The following is a 20,972-nucleotide window of genomic DNA, read 5'->3' on the forward strand; positions in this document are numbered from 1 at the left end:
TAAAGATGGTTAGGTTGAAGATCACGGGGATGACCTGTGAGCACTGTGCCCAGACAGTAAAGAGAGCCCTGGAGAGCGCGGAGGGTGTTAAGTCCGCCAAGGTTTACTTCCCTCAGGGCTACGCAGAGGTAGAGATGGAAGGGGAGATGGACGTAAACGAGCTTGTGGAGGCTGTAAGGCGTTCGGGCTACGGCGCACAGCCCCTTCAGGAAGCTCCCGAGGTTTACATACCTAAAGAAGATGTCTATGACCTCTTCATACTCGGGGGAGGTTCCGCGGGTTTTGCAGGAGCGATAAGAGCTGTGGAGCTCGGGGCGAATAGGGTTCTGATAGCGGAAGAAAACGTAATAGGAGGGACGTGCCTAAACAGAGGGTGCATACCCTCCAAGTACCTGATAGAGACTGCAAACATGCTCTACGCTCCTAAGTCCAACCCCATACCGAGCGTGAGGCTCGGAGAGGGAGAGCTTGACTTCAGGAAGGTAGTTGAGCTCAAAGAGGAACTCCTGAAGGAGCTGAGGAAAGAGAAGTACTGGAATGTTCTTGGCGCTTACCCAGAGATAGAGTACGTTGAGGGGCACGCAGAGTTCCTGAAAAAGGGTAAGGCGAGAGTAGGAGAGAGGGAAGTGAGCTTCCACAGGGCGCTCGTGTCCTCGGGTTCAAGCCCCTTTGTACCTCCCATAAGGGGAATAGAGGACGTTCCCTACCTCACGAGCGACACGATATTTGACCTTGAGGAACTCCCCGAGCACCTGCTTATAATCGGAGGCGGAGCTATAGGTCTTGAACTGGGGCAGGCGTTTTTGAGGTTTGGCTCAAAGGTGAGCGTAATAGAAGCTCTACCCGAGATAGCGATGGGAGAGGAACCGGAGCTCAGGAGCAGACTTAGAGAGCTCTTAGAGAAGGAAGGTATGGAGATATACACCTCCGCGAGAGTGGAAAGTGTGGCAAAGGACGGAGAAGAGATAAAGCTCACTATTTCTCAGGGTGGAAGGAGCTTTGAGCTTGTCGGAACCCATCTCCTCGTGGCGACGGGAAGAAGAGCGAACACGGAGAGCCTCGGGCTTGATAGGGTTGGAGTCCAGGTGGACGAGAGGGGCTTCGTGAAGGTGAACGAGTTTCTGCAGACCACAAACCCGGAGATATACGGTGCAGGGGACTGCATAGACAGGATGCTCCTCGTTACAGTCGCGGCACTTGAGGGAGGAATAGCCGCTGAGAACGCACTCCTCGGGAATAAGAAGAAGATAGACTACCTCTCCATCCCCCACGCCATATTCACGGAGCCGGAGCTCGGGAGCGTGGGACTGACCGAGGAGGAGGCTCGCAAGAGAGGTTACAGGGTGGACACGAGGGTTCTGGAGTTCTCAAAGGTTCCGAGAGCCATCATAGCCTTCAGGACCGAGGGGCTCGTTAAGATGGTGGTGGAAGAAGAGACCCACAGGGTTCTCGGAGTCCACGTCCTCGCTCCCCACGGGGCTGAGATAATCCACAGGGCGGTTCCTATACTGAAGTTGGGTCTTAAGCTCGAAGACATAGTAGACATGGTTGACGTATATCCTACCCTCTCCGAGTCCATAAAGCTCTGTGCCCAGACCTTCTTCAAGGACGTATCCAAGCTCTCCTGCTGTGCTCAGTGAGTTAGCCCGAGCCTATCTACAACCTTCCACAGATCAGGGGTTAGCCTTAGGAAGTCCTGGAGACTTCCGGCAGGTCTCAGCTCGGCTACAGGTTCTGGATCCTCTCCCATTTCAGCCCTAAGAACCTTCCCACTCGGGAGCTCGAAGAGAAACTCCGTGAGGTTTACATCCTGGGTCACGGTTGCGAATCTTCCTGATTCCACAAAGACTTCTGAGATTATAAAGAAGGTGAGTTTTGAGCTTTTCAGCTTTAAGGACAGGAGTTCACACAGTCCCTCCAGCGTAGGCTTTCCCTTGAACCTTACCTTGATAAGCTTGCCTCTGGAGGAACTCCTACCCTTTATTACCCTGCCCTCCTCTCTGTAAACCTCTATAAGAGAGTTCTCGTAATTTACTCTGACTGAGAGCCCGACCCTGTGGAGGAACTCTACCTTAGAGTTCACGTATATAACAGCTGTGTTCTTGAAAACCTTGGAAAAGTCCTCCATCACATCTCTACGAGCTCTACCCTTCTGTTCCTCGCCCTTCCCTCGGGAGTTCTATTCGTGTCCACGGGCGCAACGGGTCCAACCCCTACGGCCTTCAGCCTTTTTGGGCTTATCCCGTACTCTTTGACGAGCCTTCTGACCACAGCCTCAGCCCTCTTCAGGGATAGCTTCAGGTTGTAATCGTAACTCCCCGTTCCGTCTGTGTGTCCTACCACGTAGAGCCTGGCTTTGGGGTTCATCTTCAGGTATCTCGCTATCTCCTTTAAGGTCTTCTCGGATCCGGGCTTGATGACCGCGCTGCCGTGGTCAAAGTGTATCCCGTATATGGATACCGACCCCCTCTCTTCTATACTCTTTTCTATCTCTTCAGCCTTCACGACCTTGAGCCCGAGATTCAAAGGCTTACTCTCCACTACCCTGAGCTTTATCTGGGTCATGCCTGAGAGTGTATAGGTGTAAAGGGCAACGTGAACTTCCTTATCTTTATATGAGCCCCTCATAAAGAGGAAGTTCAATTTCCTTGGAGGAAGGGCATCCCACTTTGGCTCGCCGAGCTTGTTTATAAGCTCCATAAAGAGGGTTGCATTTGAGCGTGTGCAGGGTGCACATTCGTAGATCACCTTGAAGCCCTTTGAGCTCAGCTCTTTCCTGTATACCTTATGAACCGCCGCAGGGCTCAAGCCCTTGGGAACCAGGTAGTATATCCTCGTGACCTTACCTTCCAGCTCCTTAAAAGCCTTAATTCTTCCCCAGCCGTAGTCTATCTTCGTGGGAACCCTGAGAACGTCGTAGTCCTTCACCGTATAGTTCGCTATCCTGGAGCCCTCAACCCTACCCACCGCAGGGTGATCCTGCGAACCCCTTACGTCCTTCTTGGGAAGTCTGGAGATATCCGCGAAGGCAAACACCGTCAGCACGAGCAAGGAAAGAAGGTAAAGCATATCGCCGCCCTCCCTCTACAAATTTACTTTTTCCTTTAAAATTTTCCCTATGAAGTTCCTCTTCTCCGACAAATTCTCCCGAAATGCCCTTGAGTTCTACAACAAGGTGGTGAACCTTCTCGTCATACTCACCGTTCCCATAATCATACTCACACTGATAACCGCCATCTTCATAATCCTCTACGATCTCAGGCTCTTTACCGCCCACATAGTTGAAGGTGAGTTCAGGTTAGAGCACGAGGAAGCCTTCAAGCTCTTGATAAAGAACATCCTCAACTTCTTCGTCCTTATAGAACTCTTCAGGGTGTTCCTTGACGTCATAGAGTACAAGCGCATACGAAAACGCCAGATGCTTGAAGCGGGCATAGTCTTCGTGGTCAGGGAGATAGTGATAGCCATGTTTGACCACAGGTTCTCTTACACAGACCTCATAGGTTACTCGGTCTTGATATTAGCCTTGGGCATAACCTACGTTCTTATGGAGAGGAGCTGGTTTGAGTTCGTCCGCCTATCACGGAGAAGGACAACCGACAGCGAGTTTGAGAAGGGCATAAAGAGGGTTTACAGAAAACTCAAAAGGACTGAGCAATAACATTGAAGAGACCGCCTTCGGCGGTAGTTTAAAGACCATGAAGGAAAGGTGGAAGGTAATAGCTAACCTCCTTGAGGAGGAATACGACGTAGAGGTTCAACCCTCCTACGAAGGCTGGGGTGCGGGATACGACCCTAAGCTACTGCCCGTCCTTGAGATGTGGGCGAGGGGAGAGGTGGAGGAGATACCTCCCGGTGCCAAGACGCCACGGGGCGTGGTCTTCAACGTGGTAGAGTTCCTGAGAAAGACCGACGATTACGCCATAAACTCCATAAGGCATGAGATAAGCTACCTTTTCACTACCCACTTTCCCAGCTGGAGGTTGGGTCAGAGGGAGGTCTTCAGGGCTGGCTACGTTCCCACCTCCTTCTTGAGCCTGTATGCGGTTCTTGAGAACATAAAGTCCAAGGAGAGGATAGTGGAGGAGATACCCTCTGCGGTCTTCGGGCTCAAGACAATAACCAGAGAACTCCTTGAGAGCATAAAGCCCATCTACCCGCACCACCAACTCGCCCTATCCCTCGCTTACAGGTGGCTGGGTGAAGAGGCTCCCTTTTCTCAGGAAATAAAGCACTATACGGACAGCATGGAGAAGACCTTCTACGAATACATAAAGGAAAAAGACTACCAGACCGCCTACGACATAGTGATGGAGGAGCTCTGGCCTAAGTTCAGGGTCTTGGTGGACGAGGCGAGGGATCTCAACTACATAGACCTCCTCTTGGACGAAGCGAGGGGAAAGAAGAGGGAGGACGGGCACAGGGGCAGGATAATGACCGATATACTCCGAAAGCTGCCCGAAAGCTACCAAACCCTCATACACCAATACAAAGACAAAACATCGGTGGACATACCGGAGGTGGAGAGGAAAGAGCTCCTGAAAGTCTTATCCTCCATGCAGGACTGGATGAAGGACTACGTGAAGCAGATGAGTTACCTTGACCTCCTTGAAAAGGACATAGCATTCCTGCAGAACTTCCTTCCCAAGACCCTTGAGGTGGACGTGGAGCACAGGGGGTTTCTGACCTTCATCTTCAAAGGTTGGGAAGAAGAAGACGCCATGTCCAACAGCATGAAGCTACAGGAGATATACGATGAAGAGCTTTCCGAGATGGACAGGAAGTATCGCAAGGAGCACGGATTAACCGAGGAGGAGTTCAAAAAATACCAGATGCTCATGAAGAGCATACTCCCTTACGTTGAGCACTTCCGTAGGAAGTTTGACAACCTAATGCCGGAGGAAGAGGAACACTGGGGCGGGAGCTACATGTCGGGAAAGCGCCTCAATTTCAAGAAGATACCCACAGAGATACCCATCAGGAGGGGAAAGATATACACCCGCAGGGAGATACCCGAGAGGAAAGACCTCGCCTTTGAGCTACTCATAGACATATCCACCTCCATGAAGAAGGAGGAGAAGTTCGTAAACGCTCTGAGGTCTCTGCTACTGGTCTCGGAGGTTCTGAACAAACTCAAGATGCCCTTCTCCATAAAGGTCTTCAACGAGAATGTGTACGACCTCAAGGACTTTGAAGAAGACTACCGACTCGCCAAGGCTAAGATAATGGAGCTGATCTCAAGCGTAGGCGGTGGAACGGATCTGGGCAAGGCTATAAACATAGGTCTTGAGAGCTTGGAGCTTTACATAAAGAGCACCCACAGGAAGGGTATCCTCATACTCTTCACCGACGGGGAGCCCACCAAGGGCATGAGGGGAGAGGAGCTAAAGAGCTTTATACTCCAGATGAAGCAGAAGTTTCCCATAGTGGGCGTGGGGGTCGGGAGCGCCACCCAATTAGTGAAGGATTACTTTGACAGAACCGGTGTTAGCGTGGAAGATGTCTCTAAGCTACCTGCCGCCTTCTCCTTCATAGTTGAGAACCAGCTGAAGAGACTCCTTTCTGTAAACTGATCCCATGGAAGATATCCTGCACAGGGGAGGGGTTCTATTACATCTTGGACTTATCCTCCTGATAGGCTACATCTTCGGTAACTTAGCCAACCTGTTCAAGCTCCCGAGGGTGAGCGGATACATACTCGCCGGCATAGTCATGAGCCCTTCCGTATTGGGAATAATAGATAGGAACTTCCTTGAGAATGCGGACGTGGTCACCCATGCGAGCCTCTCCATAATCACCTTTTTGATAGGATCAAGCCTGAGCTGGAAGAGGGTCAGGAGACTCGGCAGGAGCATAGCCTTCATAACCCTCGGGGAAGCGGAGCTTGCCTTTATCTTCGTAGCTTTCTCCATGGGGCTTTATCTATACCTGCTGGGTGGTTACGACCCGACCATGGCGGTTGCCCTCGCCCTAATATTCGGTTCCCTCGCCTCTCCCACGGATCCCACCGCCACCTTGGCGGTCATTCATGAATACAGGTCTAAGGGAATTCTCACCACCAGCGTTTTGGGTGTCTCCGCTCTGGACGATGCCACTGGGATAATGAACTTCGTCTTGGGCTTCTCGGTTGCCCTTGCGCTGGTCTCGGGCGTATCGGTGGACTTGGGTTCCGTGCTGGGGAGCGTTGCCTTTCAGGTCTTAGGTGCAGTAGCCTTGGGTGTGCTGATGGGTGGGGTTATGTTCTTCTTGGGGAAGTTTGCAAAAGCCCGCAAGGAGGCTGTTACCCTGAGCGTGGGTGTTCTCTTCTTCACCTTTGCCGTCGCAAGGTTGCTGGATGTTGATGATCTTCTCTCCACCATGAGTGTGGGTGTGACTATAGCCAACTTGGGGGAGGCTTGGAAGGAGTTTGAAAAGCCCTTGGAGAACTACATAGAGGACTTGATATTCACCGCTTTCTTCGTGGTTGGTTCCGCCTTCCTTGACCTTAAGGTTCTTATATCCTTCTTGCCTCTTGTGATCTTATACGTGGTGAGCAGGTTTGCGGGTAAGTTTGTGGGTGTGTACCTGGGAGGTAGTTTGTCCGATGCACCGCAGGTGGTTAAGAAATATCTCGCCTTTGCCCTCTTTCCGCAGGGAGGGATAGTGATAGGTCTTGCCCTACTTGTCTACCAGAACCCCAATTTCAAGGAGGTAGGTTCTATCCTCGTGAACGTGGTCATAGGAGCGACCGTTATCCACGAGCTTTTGGGCTCCGTTTTTTCCAAGCTTACCCTCACAAAAGCAGGTGAGATCCCGGGCAAGTGAGCATGGATGGCATCCGTTCCAGCTCTTATCCTGATAAATCTGGATTGAATACACACAAAAAATGTGTATATTTACACACATGGTTAAAAGATTAAACATAACCCTTGATGAGGAACTTGCCCACGAACTGGAAAGGTTCAGCTCCGAGCTTGGAGAAAAGAAGAGCAAGATCATTGAGAAGGCTCTTACCTTTTACTTTGATTACCTTGACCTCAAGATCGCAGAGGAAAGATTAAAAGAACTTGAAAGAGGTGAAACAGACACTATACCTGCGGAGGAGGTTTACAGAAATCTTGACCTATAAAGAATGTACAGAATAGAATTCCTCAGGAAGGCCTACGAAGAGTTCAGGAGTTTGGACAGACCTGTCCAGAAGCTGATCAAAGAGAAGCTGGATATTCTCGCAAGCAATCCCGAGGCGCTTAAAAACAACATAAAATCCCTCAAAGGTAAACACGCAGGTCTTTACAGGTTGAGGGTTGGTAACTACCGGGTAATTTACAAAGAAGACAAGGATAAGCCTTTGATACTTATAATCAGGGTAGGACACAGGAGAGAAGTGTATTAGAATACTTCCATGCACCCTAAGGAGCTGCTCAGGAAGGTATGGCAGGTTATTTCCTTCATCTTCGTCCTTTACGGCTTTTATCTCTTTTTCTTGTTTGTGTGGGATACGGTAAACAGGGTTAACGAGAAGCTCGCCCTACCTGTAGCCTTCCTCATGACCCTCCTGCTCGTGGGGGTGAGCTCACTCCTGTGGATCAGGAAGCACCTGAGAGGAAGCTCTCCATCCGTTTCTTGAAGAGGAAGAACTCAACGTCCTTGACTGGCTTTACGAGTTTAAGCCTTTCCTCAATATCTTCTCTGCTCAGATTGAATTTCCTCATAACCGCCTGCGCATCCATTTCATCTTCCGCAGTCCCCCTTCTCAGCTTTGCTATCACATAATCTACAGGGTCTAGCACGCATATTTCCACATCTCCGAACTTTATCACACACTCCACCCTTTCCCTGTAACCCTTTGGCATGGGAACTACACTCCAGCGGTCAAAGTCCTCACCGTAGTCCGCTCTCACTCCCAAACCCTCAATCAACCTCCCTATCTCATTCCACACCTCTTCGTCTGCTATAAGTTCAAAGTCTATATCCTGTGTGTACTGAGCCTCTATCCCATAAAGTTCAAGGGCACTCCTCCCGACCGCGATAATTCGTGCTCTCAGATTCCTTTCAGCAAGACTCTTTGCAAGCTCCTCGTATATGTGTCTCATAGTAAAGGGCTTCTCTGAACCTCCTCAGATTTTTCTTAAGGTCGTTTTTATCAACCTTGATCTTATCCCCCTGAGACCTGATGAACTCCTCCAGCACATCGTTCTTTATCCCGTATATGGACAGCTCGTTTTTGAAGGTTTTATACCATGCGACCGCCCTTAGAAACTCATTTTTGTCCGAACGCTTTAGTTCCTTCGCCTTCTCAGGGCTAAACAGAGCTTCAAGCCATCTGTGTTCAACTACGGGCACGGTTATAATTTAATCCGATGGCAGTGATAAAGCCTTACAAGGGTATATTTCCGAAGGTTCATCCTTCAGTTTACCTTTCGGACAACGTTTACGTCATAGGGGACGTTGAAATCGGGGAGGACTCCTCCGTATGGTTCGGAAGCGTGGTGAGGGGGGATGTGAACTACATAAGGATAGGTAAGAGGACGAACATCCAGGACAACTCGGTTGTCCATGTCACCCACGACACCCATCCCACGATAATAGGTAACAACGTCACCGTGGGGCACAGGGTCATACTCCACGGATGCGTTCTCGGAAACAACATACTGGTTGGGATGGGTGCTGTAATAATGGACGGGGTAGAGATAGAGGATTACGTCCTCGTCGGGGCTGGGGCGCTGGTAACCCCCAACAAGAAGATACCCTCAGGTGTGCTCGTGGCGGGAGTTCCTGCAAAGGTGGTGAGGGATTTGAAAGGTGAAGAGATAAAGCTTATAGAGGAGTCTGCAGAGAACTACGTGAGGTATAAGAACGAGTATTTAAACTCTGGTAAATGAACGCCCATTAGGTAATGTAAATTTCCTTGACAAACAGCGATTTCTTTCTGCTAAACTAAGACAAACAATTTTAAGGGAGGTAGGAGTATGAAGAAGTTCGCACTGCTTTCAGGGATCGCCAGCCTGTCACTGCTTGTAGCATGCGGAGGAGGTGGGGGGGGGTGATACAACTTCAACTTCTACGTCTAAAACAGCACCATCCGGCACGTATATAGGTGCTGCCGCGCAGGGAGATTACGCTAAGTTTACGGTAAACAACAACCAAGTTACGTATGAATTTACAGGTTACTGGGCTACCCAATGGTGCGGTGGAACATGCTCAGGGACTGCGGATTTAGAAGCTTACAACAACGGACAAACTTTCTGGAAGGTTTTGCAAAACGGGCAAAAAGTCGCAGATATGCTCCTTGCTAACAATTTAGGTCTGGCTGCTATTAAAGAGGGTAGCAACATTGCCCTTATAATTGGTTTACAGCACAGCGCTGATCCCACACAGACCAGCGTTGTTGGTAACTATATATATTTGGAACTCAAAACAACAGGGTTAATATTAGCAGACTTGACCGTAAATAATGATGGGACGTTTACTTATTATGATCTAACCAGTAACACAAGTGGCAGTGGATGCTGGGCACTGGATACACAGAATAAAGTTATACAGGCCAAGCTCGGTATATCCAATTGTAGTAGTTATAACCCCAGCAATGATGGAGTTGACGTTAGGGTTTACGTAAAGCCTGGAACGAACAGAAAGGCAATAGTGGTTGATTATGCTGATGGTAGCGGTTTTGGAATAGGTCTTGAGAAGGTGGCAGTAGCTAGTGAATTTGACAATACTAAAACATACAACATAGAGTACTTTTCATACGATGTAACAAACAATTCCCCCGAACTCGGAACGTCCAAACTGGAATACAAGAACAACCAGTGGCAGTATGTATGGCAGGGTGGAGGGAATACTTACTGTGCTGTTGTACAGTTTGACCAGGATTGTAATGGTAATAACTATCCAGGGCTAACCTGTGCTACGGTTGGTAATTATGACTCAAACACAGGAAATTGTGATGCTACCGGAAGTACCAATAAAGTTCATGTCTTCTATGATCCAACAGACAAGTATTACTTTGCCATATCTAAGGATAATACAGGCAATTACTACATTGACATAGGTGTAATAGTAAGTACTCAATAACTCCCTCAGCCCCCTTGGGGGCTCCTTTTAAATCCCCAAAAGCACGGCTCCTAAAACCTTCAGCAAAGCTCCCCAGAAGCTCCTTCTTATCTCCTCTCCGAAGAAGAGCTTCCCGTAAAGGACGTCAAGTATGATCGCGAGCCTCTCTAACAAAGCAACGTAGGAGGTGAAGGTGTAAAGTAGGGCTGTGGTGTAGGCGACCACACCCAGGGAGAAAAATATCCCCATAGGCAGGTTCAGGGGATTTCTGTAGTTTTTCCTGTTTAGGAGCTCTCTAACCCCCACGAAGGGAATCAATCCGAGGCTCATAACGAGACAGTAGTACCAAGAAAAGAAGAAGGGATTGCTCTGGATTATCACGAATTTCCCCACCACAACGTTGAAGCCAAAGAGCATGGCAGAGAGGAGCATATATAAACTCCCCCTGTTCGCTTTAAAGAAGTTCCTTAAAGAACCACCAGTTATAACCACAGAGCCGAGGAGTATGAGGACTATACCGAGGAAACCCTCCGCACTTATCCTCTCTCCCAGGAGGAAAAACCCGAAGAGGGCAGAAAATAGGGGCATGAAGGCGAAGAAGGGCATTCCCACCGATAGGGGAGCGTACTTTATCCCCTTTATGAAGAATACCGAGGCAACCACTTCCAGAGGTAGCCAGACGAAGGTCGTCCAGATGACCGTGAAGTTGAGCTCCCAGAAGTAGAGTCCGAGAGGAAGAAGTAGTACAGCGCCAACAGGGAACCTTATCCATAGGACGAAGTTTTCATCGTACCCTCTAAGGAGGCTCTTCTTGTTGAATATGTCGTTGGTCGCCCAGAAGAAGGCGGAGAGAAGGGCGAGGAGTATCCCGAGCATGGAAGTAGTATAGGATATAGGCTCGTGAGTTAATTAGAAACGGACTTCTCCGGCTTTAGACTGAACCAGAGCAACCCAAGAGCAAAGATGAATACTATAAGACCGATTAAGGCAAAAATTTGTATATCACTCATCCTTTTCTCCTTTGTATAAGATAGTATAAGTATCAAGCCAGCAGTGAGCACAAAAATGACATAAATAGCATCGTCTTCCGTCATGGGTTTAGCGATAGGGGCGATAAGGGAACCTACTATTAATCCAACTCACAGATTCCTGACGGTTTCAAGAATAAATCTCCTTCTCATAACAGCTCGGAGAGCTTGAAGAGGGAATAGAGAGCGAGCCCCTCCTTCTCAACGTTCTCCCTTCCTCCCTCCTCCCTGTCCACTATGGTGAATACACCGATAACCTCAAAACCTGCCTCCCTGCAAGCCTTAACAGCCTTAAGGGAAGAACCAGCGGTGGTTACCACGTCTTCAACCACAGCGACCCTGCTACCCTCCTTAAGCAGACCCTCTATCTGTCTTCCCATGCCGTGCCCCTTGGGTTCTTTCCTGACCACGAAGGGCTTTATAGGGTTCCCGTCCATGTATGAGACGAAAGAGACCGAGTAGGCTATCGGGTCGGCTCCGAGGGTAAGACCTCCCACGCCGTCTGGGTTAAACTCCCTAACGAGCTCGTACATGAGCTTTCCCACTATGTAGGCACCCTCCGGGTCAAAGGTTATCTGCTTGAGGTCAATGTAATACCTGCTGAGCTTTCCAGAAGAGAGCTTGAAGACCGGCTCATCAGCCACCCTGAGAGAGCGTCCCTTTATGAGCTCTTTTAGCCTTTCCCTTTCCATGGTGCTAATATTTTAGTGTGTTTCTGCTCTACCCACTTTCCCTTATATACCGCGGAGCGGTTAATCTAAGGAACCTCCTGTACGACAGGGACATCTTGAAGAGAAAAAAACTCCCCGTCCCCGTTGTCTCGGTGGGCAACATCTCCGCAGGTGGGACGGGGAAGACCTCTCTGGTCAGATGCTTAGCTCAGGAGCTTGGAAGGACCCTTCGGGTGGCGGTTCTTTTAAGAGGATACAGGAGGAAGAGCAAAGGGACGCTCGTGGTCTCGGAGTGGGGAGAACTGAAGGTTGGGGTTGAGGAAGCGGGAGACGAGGCTTACCTACTTGCCAAACTGTTACCATCGGCGTCAGTGGTTGTCTCCGAAGACAGGTACAGGGGCGGTCTCCTCGCTGTTGAGAGGCTGGGTGCTGAGCTGATAGTTCTGGACGACGGCTTCCAGCACAGAAGACTTCACAGAGACCTTGACATAGTCCTGCTCAGAAGGCGAGACCTCACGGACAGTCTCCTGCCCGCCGGACTTCTGAGGGAGCCCCTAAAGAACCTCTCCCGTGCGGACGCTGTGGTCTTATCCTACCAGGACATAGAACCCTTTGAGTTTGAGCTTGGGGAAAAGCCCGTGTTCAAGATGTTCAGACGTTTCACACATCTTTTAAACACGCGCTTTGAGCGCGTCCCTCTTGAAACTCTGAAGGATAGAGAAGTTGTCGCCTTTGCGGGGCTCGGGAGCAACGAGCAGTTCTTCAGGTCTCTTGAAAGGCTCGGTTTCAGACTCAAGGAGAGGTTGAGCTTTCCGGATCATTACACCTACAAGGATTTTTCTCTGAAGGAGGGAGAGACCTACATCACCACCCCCAAGGACATGGTGAAGCTCCCTGCCGTTGAGAACCTCTTCGCCCTTGATTTTGAGCTTGAGGTGGAAGGGCTCCTTGACTTCGTGAGGGAGAGGGTTGGAAAGGGGTAGAGCTTACCGGCTTGTAGTTCTCCTGGGAATAGTCAGCCTGCTCTCAGATGTCGTTTACGAAGGGGCGAGGAGCGTGGTGGGTTCCTACCTATCGGTTCTCGGAGCCGGGAGCGTGGTCACGGGTTTAGTGGCTGGAGGAGGAGAGTTTTTCGGTTACTCCCTCAGACTACTCTTTGGTTATCTCGCTGACAGAACGAGAGCTTACTGGTTCCTCACCATGTCCGGGTATGCCCTCACCCTCTTCTCTGTGCCTCTGATGGGGCTGGTTAAAAGCTGGATGTGGGTAGCCGGTCTCCTGCTGACCGAGAGGCTTGGAAAGGCTATCAGAACCCCTTCACGGGACGCCATACTCTCCTTTGCCACGCAGAAAGTTGGCTACGGAAAAGGCTTTGGGATACACGAGTTCCTTGACCAGGTGGGTGCGGTTTTAGGACCCCTCTTAGTGGCGGTGGTGCTTTCCCTGAGCTCAGACTACAGGGTAACCTTTCTAAGCCTGCTGTTCCCCTCCGTGTTTGCGATGCTCCTTTTGCTGAAGGCTAAGGGTGAGTTTCTGGAACCAAAAGCTGTTACAGAGGAAGTTAAAAGCCCGAGGTCTGTATTTTACCTCTACCTCGTTGGCTCTTCACTCCTGTCCCTTGGGTTCGTTCAGTTCCCCCTTGTAGCCTTCCACTGGAGAGAAAACGACCTAATGTCGGATCCCTCCATTCCCCTCGCATTCTCCGCAGCCATGCTCCTTGATGCCCTTTCAGCTCTGGCTTTCGGGTTCCTCTTTGACAGGATAGGTATGTACGCCCTCTCTATCGGAGTCCTTGCTGGAGTGCCCGCTACTTTCCTGCTCTTTAAGGGAGACTCCTCAGCCCTGTATTTGGGAATAGCCCTCTGGGGCATAAGCCTTGGGGTTCAGGAGTCCATAATGCGCTCTGCCATAGCTAAACTCACCAGAAGGGAAGAGAGGGGTAGGGCTTACGGACTCTTTCACTTTTTCCTTGGCGTTTCCATCTTTCTGGGCAACGCCCTCATGGGTTTCCTGTACTCCGCAGGAGTCCTTTATGTAGTTGTGTACTCAACCCTGCTTCAGCTCTTATCCATTCCCCTATTCTTAATCTGCCAGAGAAGACTTCAGGAGTAGAACTTCTTGCTTATCTGGGCGAGCTCCTCTCCGCAGTTCACGTTTTCCCTCTCTATGTACTCTTTCTGCTTCTGAATAGCCTCATCTCCGGTAACGAGGTCTTTAAGGTCTCTCTCCAGGTCTGTGGGTTTCACCCTCACTATCCACCCCTTACCGTAGGGGTCGTCGTTTATGAGCTCCGGGTCGTCAAAGAGCTCCTCGTTCCTCTCTATCACTTCTCCCTCTATAACCGCAGGTATTGGTCCTGTCCACTTGCCGCTCTCAAGGGAGGCGTAGGGTTTACCCTTGGGAACGTGCCTTCCGGGCTTCTTTATCCTTATGTTTATTATCTTTCCAGCCCTCGCCTGCCCTATGTCCGTGGCACCCACCGTTACAGTTCCGTCCTCGTTCAACCTGAACCACACCTGATTGTCTATGTCGTAGTACAGGTCGGGCGGCAACTTACAGCCTCTATAGACAACCTCTTCAGCCATTACATACCTCCTGGTTCATAGACCCTTTAGAAAGAGTATTTTACAGGAATGCTCTAAGGTTGATACAAGACTGTAAGCCCTGAAGAGCTCTCTACCGCAGGCAAATACCCCGTGACCTCTGACAACCACCACGGGAGAGCTCTTTAGCACCCGCGAAGCCTCACGCGCAAGCTCCTCCGATGCCGAGGGTTTCTGAAGCTCAATCACGGGAACATTGCCGAGGATCTCCCTTCCCTCTGAGTCCACTGGAACTATGGAGTCCAGAGTGTAAGAGATGAGCAGGGTGTAGGTTGGGTGGGCGTGAACCACCGCGGACGTACCCGTCTCAAGGATTATCCTCCTGTGCACCGGGAGCTCAACGGAAGCCCTATCATCAAGTATGTGCTCCTCTCCGAGGGGTAGCTCTATTATGTCTTCTTTCCTGAGAGCACCTAAGTTTGAGCCGGTGCGCGTTATAAACAGGTCATTCGTAAAAGCCCTGCTTATGTTGCCGGAACGGGCGCTTACGAGCCCCTCCTTGAACAGGAGCCTTCCTACCCCCTCTATCTCCCTGTATACCCACTCCATCAGAAGCCAAGCTCTCTCACCACGGCACTTATCTGGGGAGGAACGGTGATAGGCTCCTCGCACACCCTTATGGCTGTATCCGGGTCTTTCAGTCCGTTACCCGTCAGGGTGCATACTACCACCTCCCCACCTTTAAAGAATCCTTCTCTCGTAAGCTTTATCAGACCGGCAACGCTCGCAGCCGAGGCAGGTTCACAGAAAACACCCTCGCTTGAGGCTATCGTCTTGTAGGCGTTCAGTATCTCCCCGTCGCTCACCATGTCTATCTTCCCTCCTGACTCCTCGGCGGCTTTAAGGGCATTTTTCCAGCTGTAGGGGTTACCTATCTTTATAGCGGTGGCTACAGTCTGGGGGTTCTTTATGGGATAGCCCTTCACTATCGGTGCGGCACCCTCCGCCTGCCACCCCATCATCTTAGGGAGTTTATCTATCCTGCCAGCCTTCTTATAGTCCTTGTACCCTCTCCAGTAGGCTGTTATGTTACCCGCGTTGCCAACGGGTATGAAGTGATAGTCGGGGGCGTTCCCCAGCACATCGCAAACCTCGTAGGCGGCTGTCTTCTGTCCCTCTATCCGATACGGGTTCACGGAGTTAACTATCTCAACGGGATACTTCTCACCTATCTTCCTGACTATGTGGAGGGCATCGTCAAAGGTTCCCCTCACGGCGAGAACCTTAGCCCCGTATATCATAGCTTGAGAGAGCTTCCCTATAGCGACCGCCCCCTTGGGAAGGAGCACGTAGGCTCTCATGCCAGCCCTCGCTGCGTAGGCTGCGGCAGAGGCTGAGGTGTTCCCCGTTGAAGCGCAGATGACCGCTTCCTTACCCGACTCTGCAGCTTTGGATATTGCCACGGTCATGCCTCTGTCCTTGAAGGACCCTGTCGGGTTCAAGCCCTCATACTTGAGGTATATCTTTCCCCTGAAGCCTATAGCCTCCGCGAGGTTGGGAGCCTCTATGAGTGGTGTGTTCCCCTCCAGCAGGGTGACGACGGGCGTTTCCTCGTTTACGGGTAGGAATTCTCTGTACTGGTTTATTATTCCCTGCCAAGAACCCATAACACGCTCTTAATTATAACCCCGAAATGTTGGAAAATATTAGGCTCTATGGAACAGCACATCTTCATACTCTCTTACGCCCTCATCGTGTTCTCAATACTGATAGCCCGCAGAGAAGGTCTTGGAAACGAGAGGGAGATATTCCTTTCCTCCGTGAGAACCGCCTTTCAGCTTGTACTTCTCGGGTACGTGCTGAAGTACCTCTTGAGGTTAGAGTCCCTGTGGGAGCTCTCCCTCGTGATTTTAGGGATGTCTTTTGTCTCCGCCTTTATAGCCTACGAGAGGGTGAGGCACAGGGAGGTTCTGCTGGCGAGCTTTCTCTCAATAACTCTGACAACCTTTACAACTGTGGCGCCGCTTCTTTCAGTGGGAATCCTTAAGCCGGAGGCTCACCAGTTGATACCCTTTGGAGGTCTGATAGTGGGCAACGTCCTCAATTCAATAACTCTGGCTTTTGACAGGTTTTTGGGCGAGGTCAGGAACAGACGGGAGGAGATAGAAGCTAAGGTGGCACTCGGAGCCACTCTGAGGTTCGCTATGAAGGAAGCCTTCGTGGACAGCCTGAGGACTTCTCTGATACCAAAGATAAACTTTATGAAAGCGGCAGGGCTCGTTCACATTCCCGGTGTAGCCGTGGGTATGCTCATGGCAGGGGCAGACCCGATGAATGCCATACTTTACCAGATAGTGATACTCTACGCCCTCGTGTTTGCAGGTCTCCTGGGAAGCGTCCTCATGCTCTACACAGGTTACAGGTGGGCTTTTCACATAGCCTCTAAGAGTCTTTAACCCCTGAACCCTGTGCGGGCTGTCTGTAAGGAACGGGTATGTACTGAACGGAAGGGGGCTGGGCGCCTACAGGTTGTTCGTAGAGTTCCATGAGGGCGTAAACCTCCTCAGGCACCTCTGTTATAACGTTCAGTCCGAGCTCCTTCAGGTAGTCAGCCGTAAGGGGGTAGTCATGGGTGAACTTTCCAACGGCGAGCTCTTCGGCTATCCTCTCCGCCTTTTCCTTTTCCATACCCTTTGAGGTCAGGAGGTTGGTGAGGTACTCCTTCATCTGCCTTATAGCCTTTTCGGACACGTCCGCAAGTATGAGGGTCTGGTCGTCTATGTCCTTGGGCTCCTTCTTCTCAAGCACTTTGAGTATGGAGGCGGCGGGCATCTGCCCTATCTGGGGATCTACTGGACCTAAAACTGCGTTGGGGTCCATTATTATCTCGTCAGCGGAGAGAGCTATGAGGGTTCCACCGGACATGGCGTAGTGGGGGACTATGACCCTGACGGGTGCCTTGTGCTTTGCGAGGGCATTCGCTATCTGGGTTGCAGCGAGGGCGAGCCCTCCCGGAGTGTGGATCACAAAATCTATGGGCATGTCGTCGGGCGTCATCCTTATAGCCCTGAGAACCCTCTCGGAGTCCTCAATGTTTATGAACCTGAATATGGGTATCCCGAGGAAGCCCATCGCTTCCTGCCTGTGTATCATCGTGATCACCCTGCTCTTCCTCTTCTCCTCTATCGTTCTTATGGCAGCCTCCCTCGCCCTCTGAATGGACATCTTCTTGAACCAGGGGCTCAGAATTAGGAAGAAGATGAACATAAACCACAGCAGGTTAAACATGTAAGAAAAGGGGTCGTACGCTGGCATACCTTTACCTCCCTTGTTTTAAAACTATAGCACGGGCTTCAATCAAATAGGGCATCAACATACTCATCAACGCTGAAGGGCTGTAAATCGTCTATGCCCTCTCCCACACCTATGAGCTTTATGGGAATCTTCAACTCCCGGCATATCGCTATCACGGCTCCACCCTTGGCGCTGCCATCAAGCTTGGTAACGACTATGCCGCTTATGTCAACCGCCTCTTTGAAGACCTTTGCCTGCTGTATAGAGTTCTGCCCTATGGTTGCGTCCAGGACGAGGAGGGTCTCAGAAGGTTCCTCTGGTGCGAGCTTCTGTATAACCTTCTTGACCTTGCGTAGTTCCTGGATCAGGGGTTCCTTGGTATGTAGCCTGCCTGCGGTGTCTATCAGGACTACATCGTGTCCCTCCCTTATGGCTCTATCAACGCCCTCGTAAACGACCGATGCGGGGTCTGCACCTTCGTGCTTCTTGGTTATGTCCGCACCAGACCTCTGAGCCCACACCTCCAGCTGCTCTATGGCTGCAGCCCTGAAGGTATCCGCAGCGACGAGGAGAACCCTTTTGCCCTCCTTTGTGAACCTGTGGGCGAGCTTACCTATGGTGGTAGTCTTGCCCGAGCCGTTTACCCCGAGAAATAGAACCACCACGGGTTTTTTTTCTGTGGGGAGGTTTAACTTGCCTTCACAGCCCCTGAGTAGCTCTTTGACCTTCTCCTTGGTGATCTCTTTGAGCTCCTCAGAGCTCTTTATGTTCTTCCTTATGGCGGTCTTCCTGAGGTCTTCAACGAGGTTCACGGCAGTCTTCACGCCGACGTCAGCCTTCACAAGGAGTTCCTCAAGCTCTTCAAAGAGCTCATCGTCAACCTTCCTGCCCCTGAAGACTATGCCGAACTCTACGCTCTCCTTAGTCTTCCTTAGACCTTTTTTTAACTTATCAAGGAGGCTCTCCTTCTTCTCTTCAACGAGCCCAAGGGCTTTCTTCAGTTCGTATATCTTCTTTTCAAGCTCTTCCCTCTTAGAGGGTGGAGCTATCTTCAGAGCTCTCTCAAGAACCTCAAGAGCCTTCTCCCTCTGTCCCGTGGCGCTGAGTATACCGCCCACCTTGTATAGGCTCTCAAAGCTCCCTACCTTGAGGTACTCCTCAACAGCCTTGGTGTAGTTTCCCGCTTTCTCGTAAACGAGCCCCCTCTCCTCAGCACTCCCGAGCTCATTCCCGTATCGCTCCAGGAGGCGGTAAGCCTGCATGTAGTTCTCCTCTTCCAGGTAAAGGTCAAAGAGAACCTTTCTGAGGTCCGGGTCTTCCTCGTGCCTCTCAAGGAGCTTTCGGGCTTTGTCTCTCTTGCCTTTTCTCAGAAGCTCCAGTATGGCACTCTTATCACCCTTCTCTGCCCTCTTTTCTACCTCGGATTTTTTGAAGAAGAGCATTACGAGTATTATCTTAAATCACTATGCTAAAGGTTGAGGTGGTTAAGTTCTATCCCTTTGAGCTTCCGGGGAGGAAGGGGGGTCTTGTGGGTTACGCCGACGTTAAGCTGGGGGAAGAGGTTCTCATAAAGGCGGTGAAGCTCATGAAGAACAAACACGGAGGCTTCTACGTTCAGATGCCCAGCATACAGCTCGGGGACAGGAGTTACGATGCGGTAGAGATACTCTCAAGACAGCTCCTTGAGGACATAAGGAGAAAGGTTGTTGATACCTACAGAGAAGAGGTTAAAATATAAAGCTCAAACTATGGCTTCTATCGTTCAATCCTTCGGGTTCTTTGTAGCCACCCTCATACTGTTCTCGGGGGTAGTAATATACGGGCTGTTCCATACAGACGAGTACGGGCTCCTTTTCTGGAGCCTCTTCGGTGTGTCGGGGCTGCTCTTCCTCACAGGTCTTGTAGCTACCCTTTACAAGGGTGTGAAGGACTTAATCAAGGACTACAGGAAGCACGGGAACTTCTTCGGCTTCCTCTACGACTTCTTCGCCTCCCTGAAACTCGCCATATTCATAATGCTCCTGCTGGGCATATTTTCCATGCTGGGCTCCACCTACATACAGCAACTCCAGCCCTTTGAAACCTACCTTGACCAGTTCGGACCCACAAAGGCTGTGTGGTTCTGGAAGCTCTGGCTCAATGACGTCTTCCACTCCTGGTATTACATAGCCCTCATAGTGCTCCTTGCCGTCAACCTTACAGTCTGTTCAATAAAGAGGCTTCCGAGGATATGGAGACAGACCTTCGGTAGCGAGAGGATACTCAAACTTGACGATAAGGCGGAGAAACGCCTTAAACCCCTCACGGTGAAGACCCAAAATTCTCACGAGATCGTTAACCTGCTTCTCAAGAGAGGCTTCAAGGTGTTCAAGGAGGAAGAGGGAGACAGGATATACCTCTTTGCCGAGAAAGGCAGGTTTTCAAGGCTCGGCGTTTACATAGTTCACATAGCCCTGCTCGTCATAATGGCGGGTGCTCTGATAGACGCCGTCTTCGGTATAAGGGGCTTCCTGCCCGTCCCCGAGGGTGATACGTCCGACATAATGCTCGTGGGTGCGGAGGACAGAAGGGTCAGGCTTCCCTTCGCCGTTCACCTGAAGGAGTTCCGGATAATAACCTACGGTGAAGAGGCTCAGCAGAAGGGCATAAAGGTGGCCGAGGCTTTCAAGGATGCGGTCGCCTCCTACAGGAGCAAGATTGAGATACTGAACTCGGGAAAGAAGGTGGCTGAGGGTGTGGTTGAGGTAAACAAGCCCTTTGACTTCAAGAGCTATAGGATATTTCAGGCTTCCTACGGACTCACGGGCGGAGTCAAGGAGATGGGGGTTGTCGTCGTTGACAAGAGGCTCGCAGAGAAGGAGGAAGAGGCTCACAGAGCTATAGTGGGCAAGTTCACCATAGGGAGCGGCAAGGTGGTTGAGTTCAAGGACATGCTCGTGTCCATAGAGAGGGTGGTGCTCAACATACAGAACCCCGACAGGGGTCTTGAGGGAGACCTCGCCCCCGCGGTCGTGCTCAAAGTCCTGCTCAACAGAAAAGCTTACAACGTTCCCCTCGTCTACGACCCCCAGATAACGGTGCTGCTCTACTCCCAGTCTGAGGAGCTGGAGGACTTCCCTTACGTCTTCTTCATGGACGGCTTCGTTCCCCAGTTCTACTCGGGTTTTCAGGTCTCCTTCCACCCCGGAACTAACATAATCTGGCTCGGCTCCATAATCCTCGTCCTCGGCATGATGATAGCCTTCTATACAGTCCACAGGAAGGTCTGGGTCAGGATAGAGGGGGATACGGTCAAGATAGCCTTCTACTCCCACAAGTTCAAGGAGGAGTTTAAGAGGAGTTTCCTGAGGGAGCTTGAGCAACTGCACCATCACGGCGAGCCTAAGCCCCAGAGTGGGGAGTAA

At 50.8% G+C, this 20,972-nt stretch carries 25 protein-coding genes; 14 read left to right on the forward strand and 11 right to left on the reverse strand.

The genetic code is table 11. The annotated features are described in order from the left end of the window. The first annotated feature begins 5 nt into the window (after positions 1 to 5). Entirely contained in the window at positions 6 to 1,640 is a 1,635-nt protein-coding gene (merA, locus tag HG1285_RS13735) for a mercury(II) reductase (RefSeq protein ID WP_008286500.1), read from the forward strand. On the opposite strand, the gene HG1285_RS13730 is transcribed toward merA, so the two are convergent. Together HG1285_RS13730 and HG1285_RS13725 are read right to left on the reverse strand one after the other, a co-directional pair. Continuing rightward, on the reverse strand, positions 1,634 to 2,131 hold the full coding sequence (locus HG1285_RS13730; protein ID WP_157560467.1) for a hypothetical protein: 498 nt from the start codon (positions 2,129 to 2,131) through the stop codon (positions 1,634 to 1,636). The two genes, merA and HG1285_RS13730, sit on opposite strands and share 7 nt — an antisense overlap. Next, positions 2,128 to 3,069, reverse strand: coding sequence for an OmpA family protein (locus HG1285_RS13725; protein ID WP_008286502.1), 942 nt, complete (start codon positions 3,067 to 3,069; stop codon positions 2,128 to 2,130). The genes HG1285_RS13730 and HG1285_RS13725 overlap by 4 nt, the downstream gene beginning before the upstream one ends. 49 nt (positions 3,070 to 3,118) lie before the next feature. On the opposite strand from HG1285_RS13725, the gene HG1285_RS13720 reads away from it, so the two are divergent. The 6 genes from HG1285_RS13720 (at position 3,119) to HG1285_RS13695 (ending at position 7,606) form a co-directional block, all read left to right on the forward strand. Further along, complete coding sequence (locus HG1285_RS13720; protein WP_008286503.1) at positions 3,119 to 3,661, forward strand: phosphate-starvation-inducible PsiE family protein; 543 nt, start codon at positions 3,119 to 3,121, stop codon at positions 3,659 to 3,661. 37 nt (positions 3,662 to 3,698) lie between these two features. Next, positions 3,699 to 5,573, forward strand: a complete 1,875-nt coding sequence (locus HG1285_RS13715; protein ID WP_008286504.1) for a vWA domain-containing protein — start codon at positions 3,699 to 3,701, stop codon at positions 5,571 to 5,573. A gap of 4 nt (positions 5,574 to 5,577) precedes the next feature. Further along, positions 5,578 to 6,804: a cation:proton antiporter gene (locus HG1285_RS13710; protein ID WP_008286505.1), complete on the forward strand. Its 1,227-nt coding sequence runs from the start codon at positions 5,578 to 5,580 to the stop codon at positions 6,802 to 6,804. A gap of 79 nt (positions 6,805 to 6,883) precedes the next feature. Further along, the gene (locus HG1285_RS13705; protein ID WP_008286506.1) at positions 6,884 to 7,108 is read left to right on the forward strand and encodes a ribbon-helix-helix domain-containing protein; all 225 of its coding nucleotides are present in this window, start codon (positions 6,884 to 6,886) and stop codon (positions 7,106 to 7,108) included. A gap of 3 nt (positions 7,109 to 7,111) precedes the next feature. Further along, positions 7,112 to 7,372 (forward strand): type II toxin-antitoxin system RelE/ParE family toxin, encoded by a 261-nt coding sequence (locus HG1285_RS13700; protein ID WP_008286507.1) that lies wholly within the window; start codon positions 7,112 to 7,114, stop codon positions 7,370 to 7,372. 9 nt (positions 7,373 to 7,381) lie between these two features. Then, complete coding sequence (locus HG1285_RS13695) at positions 7,382 to 7,606, forward strand: hypothetical protein (RefSeq protein ID WP_008286508.1); 225 nt, start codon at positions 7,382 to 7,384, stop codon at positions 7,604 to 7,606. Here HG1285_RS13695 and HG1285_RS18680 read toward each other — a convergent pair. Together HG1285_RS18680 and HG1285_RS13690 are read right to left on the reverse strand one after the other, a co-directional pair. Beyond that, complete coding sequence (locus HG1285_RS18680; protein WP_008286509.1) at positions 7,566 to 8,072, reverse strand: DUF6036 family nucleotidyltransferase; 507 nt, start codon at positions 8,070 to 8,072, stop codon at positions 7,566 to 7,568. The genes HG1285_RS13695 and HG1285_RS18680 overlap by 41 nt on opposite strands. Next, on the reverse strand, positions 8,032 to 8,322 hold the full coding sequence (locus tag HG1285_RS13690) for a hypothetical protein (protein ID WP_008286510.1): 291 nt from the start codon (positions 8,320 to 8,322) through the stop codon (positions 8,032 to 8,034). The genes HG1285_RS18680 and HG1285_RS13690 overlap by 41 nt, the downstream gene beginning before the upstream one ends. A gap of 17 nt (positions 8,323 to 8,339) precedes the next feature. Here HG1285_RS13690 and HG1285_RS13685 point away from each other — a divergent pair, with 17 nt between their 5' ends. Together HG1285_RS13685 and HG1285_RS13680 are read left to right on the forward strand one after the other, a co-directional pair. Next, positions 8,340 to 8,861, forward strand: coding sequence for a gamma carbonic anhydrase family protein (locus HG1285_RS13685; RefSeq protein ID WP_008286511.1), 522 nt, complete (start codon positions 8,340 to 8,342; stop codon positions 8,859 to 8,861). Positions 8,862 to 9,012: 151 nt separating this feature from the next. Then, complete coding sequence (locus HG1285_RS13680) at positions 9,013 to 10,053, forward strand: hypothetical protein (protein WP_008286512.1); 1,041 nt, start codon at positions 9,013 to 9,015, stop codon at positions 10,051 to 10,053. Positions 10,054 to 10,080: 27 nt separating this feature from the next. Here HG1285_RS13680 and HG1285_RS13675 read toward each other — a convergent pair whose 3' ends face one another. Both HG1285_RS13675 and pyrE read right to left on the reverse strand, forming a co-directional pair. Next, positions 10,081 to 10,908, reverse strand: coding sequence for a DMT family transporter (locus HG1285_RS13675; RefSeq protein WP_008286513.1), 828 nt, complete (start codon positions 10,906 to 10,908; stop codon positions 10,081 to 10,083). A gap of 301 nt (positions 10,909 to 11,209) precedes the next feature. Continuing rightward, positions 11,210 to 11,752, reverse strand: coding sequence for an orotate phosphoribosyltransferase (gene pyrE / locus HG1285_RS13665; RefSeq protein ID WP_008286515.1), 543 nt, complete (start codon positions 11,750 to 11,752; stop codon positions 11,210 to 11,212). A gap of 17 nt (positions 11,753 to 11,769) precedes the next feature. Between pyrE and lpxK the strand changes: the two genes are divergently transcribed. After that, positions 11,770 to 12,714, forward strand: a complete 945-nt coding sequence (lpxK, locus tag HG1285_RS13660; RefSeq protein WP_008286516.1) for a tetraacyldisaccharide 4'-kinase — start codon at positions 11,770 to 11,772, stop codon at positions 12,712 to 12,714. Next, positions 12,701 to 13,843 (forward strand): MFS transporter, encoded by a 1,143-nt coding sequence (locus HG1285_RS13655; RefSeq protein ID WP_008286517.1) that lies wholly within the window; start codon positions 12,701 to 12,703, stop codon positions 13,841 to 13,843. Before lpxK ends, HG1285_RS13655 begins: the two co-directional genes overlap by 14 nt. Here the strand turns inward: HG1285_RS13655 and HG1285_RS13650 are convergent. The 3 genes from HG1285_RS13650 to thrC are packed head-to-tail and all read right to left on the reverse strand — an operon-like array spanning position 13,834 to position 15,941. Next, the gene (locus tag HG1285_RS13650) at positions 13,834 to 14,316 is read right to left on the reverse strand and encodes a glycine cleavage system protein H (protein ID WP_008286518.1); all 483 of its coding nucleotides are present in this window, start codon (positions 14,314 to 14,316) and stop codon (positions 13,834 to 13,836) included. The two genes, HG1285_RS13655 and HG1285_RS13650, sit on opposite strands and share 10 nt — an antisense overlap. 15 nt (positions 14,317 to 14,331) lie before the next feature. Next, the gene (locus HG1285_RS13645) at positions 14,332 to 14,883 is read right to left on the reverse strand and encodes a class II aldolase/adducin family protein (protein WP_008286519.1); all 552 of its coding nucleotides are present in this window, start codon (positions 14,881 to 14,883) and stop codon (positions 14,332 to 14,334) included. Then, positions 14,883 to 15,941, reverse strand: coding sequence for a threonine synthase (gene thrC / locus HG1285_RS13640; protein ID WP_008286520.1), 1,059 nt, complete (start codon positions 15,939 to 15,941; stop codon positions 14,883 to 14,885). Before thrC ends, HG1285_RS13645 begins: the two co-directional genes overlap by 1 nt. Before the next feature lie 48 nt (positions 15,942 to 15,989). Between thrC and fetB the strand changes: the two genes are divergently transcribed. Beyond that, positions 15,990 to 16,730: an iron export ABC transporter permease subunit FetB gene (fetB, locus tag HG1285_RS13635; RefSeq protein WP_008286521.1), complete on the forward strand. Its 741-nt coding sequence runs from the start codon at positions 15,990 to 15,992 to the stop codon at positions 16,728 to 16,730. On the opposite strand, the gene HG1285_RS13630 is transcribed toward fetB, so the two are convergent. Both HG1285_RS13630 and ftsY read right to left on the reverse strand, forming a co-directional pair. Further along, a complete protein-coding gene (locus HG1285_RS13630; protein WP_008286522.1) occupies positions 16,717 to 17,589 on the reverse strand; it encodes an ATP-dependent Clp protease proteolytic subunit in 873 nt (290 codons plus the stop codon). The two genes, fetB and HG1285_RS13630, sit on opposite strands and share 14 nt — an antisense overlap. Before the next feature lie 38 nt (positions 17,590 to 17,627). Then, the gene (ftsY, locus tag HG1285_RS13625) at positions 17,628 to 19,010 is read right to left on the reverse strand and encodes a signal recognition particle-docking protein FtsY (protein ID WP_008286523.1); all 1,383 of its coding nucleotides are present in this window, start codon (positions 19,008 to 19,010) and stop codon (positions 17,628 to 17,630) included. Positions 19,011 to 19,033: 23 nt separating this feature from the next. Between ftsY and HG1285_RS13620 the strand changes: the two genes are divergently transcribed. Together HG1285_RS13620 and HG1285_RS13615 are read left to right on the forward strand one after the other, a co-directional pair. After that, positions 19,034 to 19,306: a septation protein SpoVG family protein gene (locus HG1285_RS13620; RefSeq protein ID WP_008286524.1), complete on the forward strand. Its 273-nt coding sequence runs from the start codon at positions 19,034 to 19,036 to the stop codon at positions 19,304 to 19,306. Further along, on the forward strand, positions 19,275 to 20,972 hold the full coding sequence (locus HG1285_RS13615) for a cytochrome c biogenesis protein ResB (protein ID WP_232219446.1): 1,698 nt from the start codon (positions 19,275 to 19,277) through the stop codon (positions 20,970 to 20,972). Before HG1285_RS13620 ends, HG1285_RS13615 begins: the two co-directional genes overlap by 32 nt.

The sequence above is a fragment of the Hydrogenivirga sp. 128-5-R1-1 genome (genome assembly GCF_000171895.1).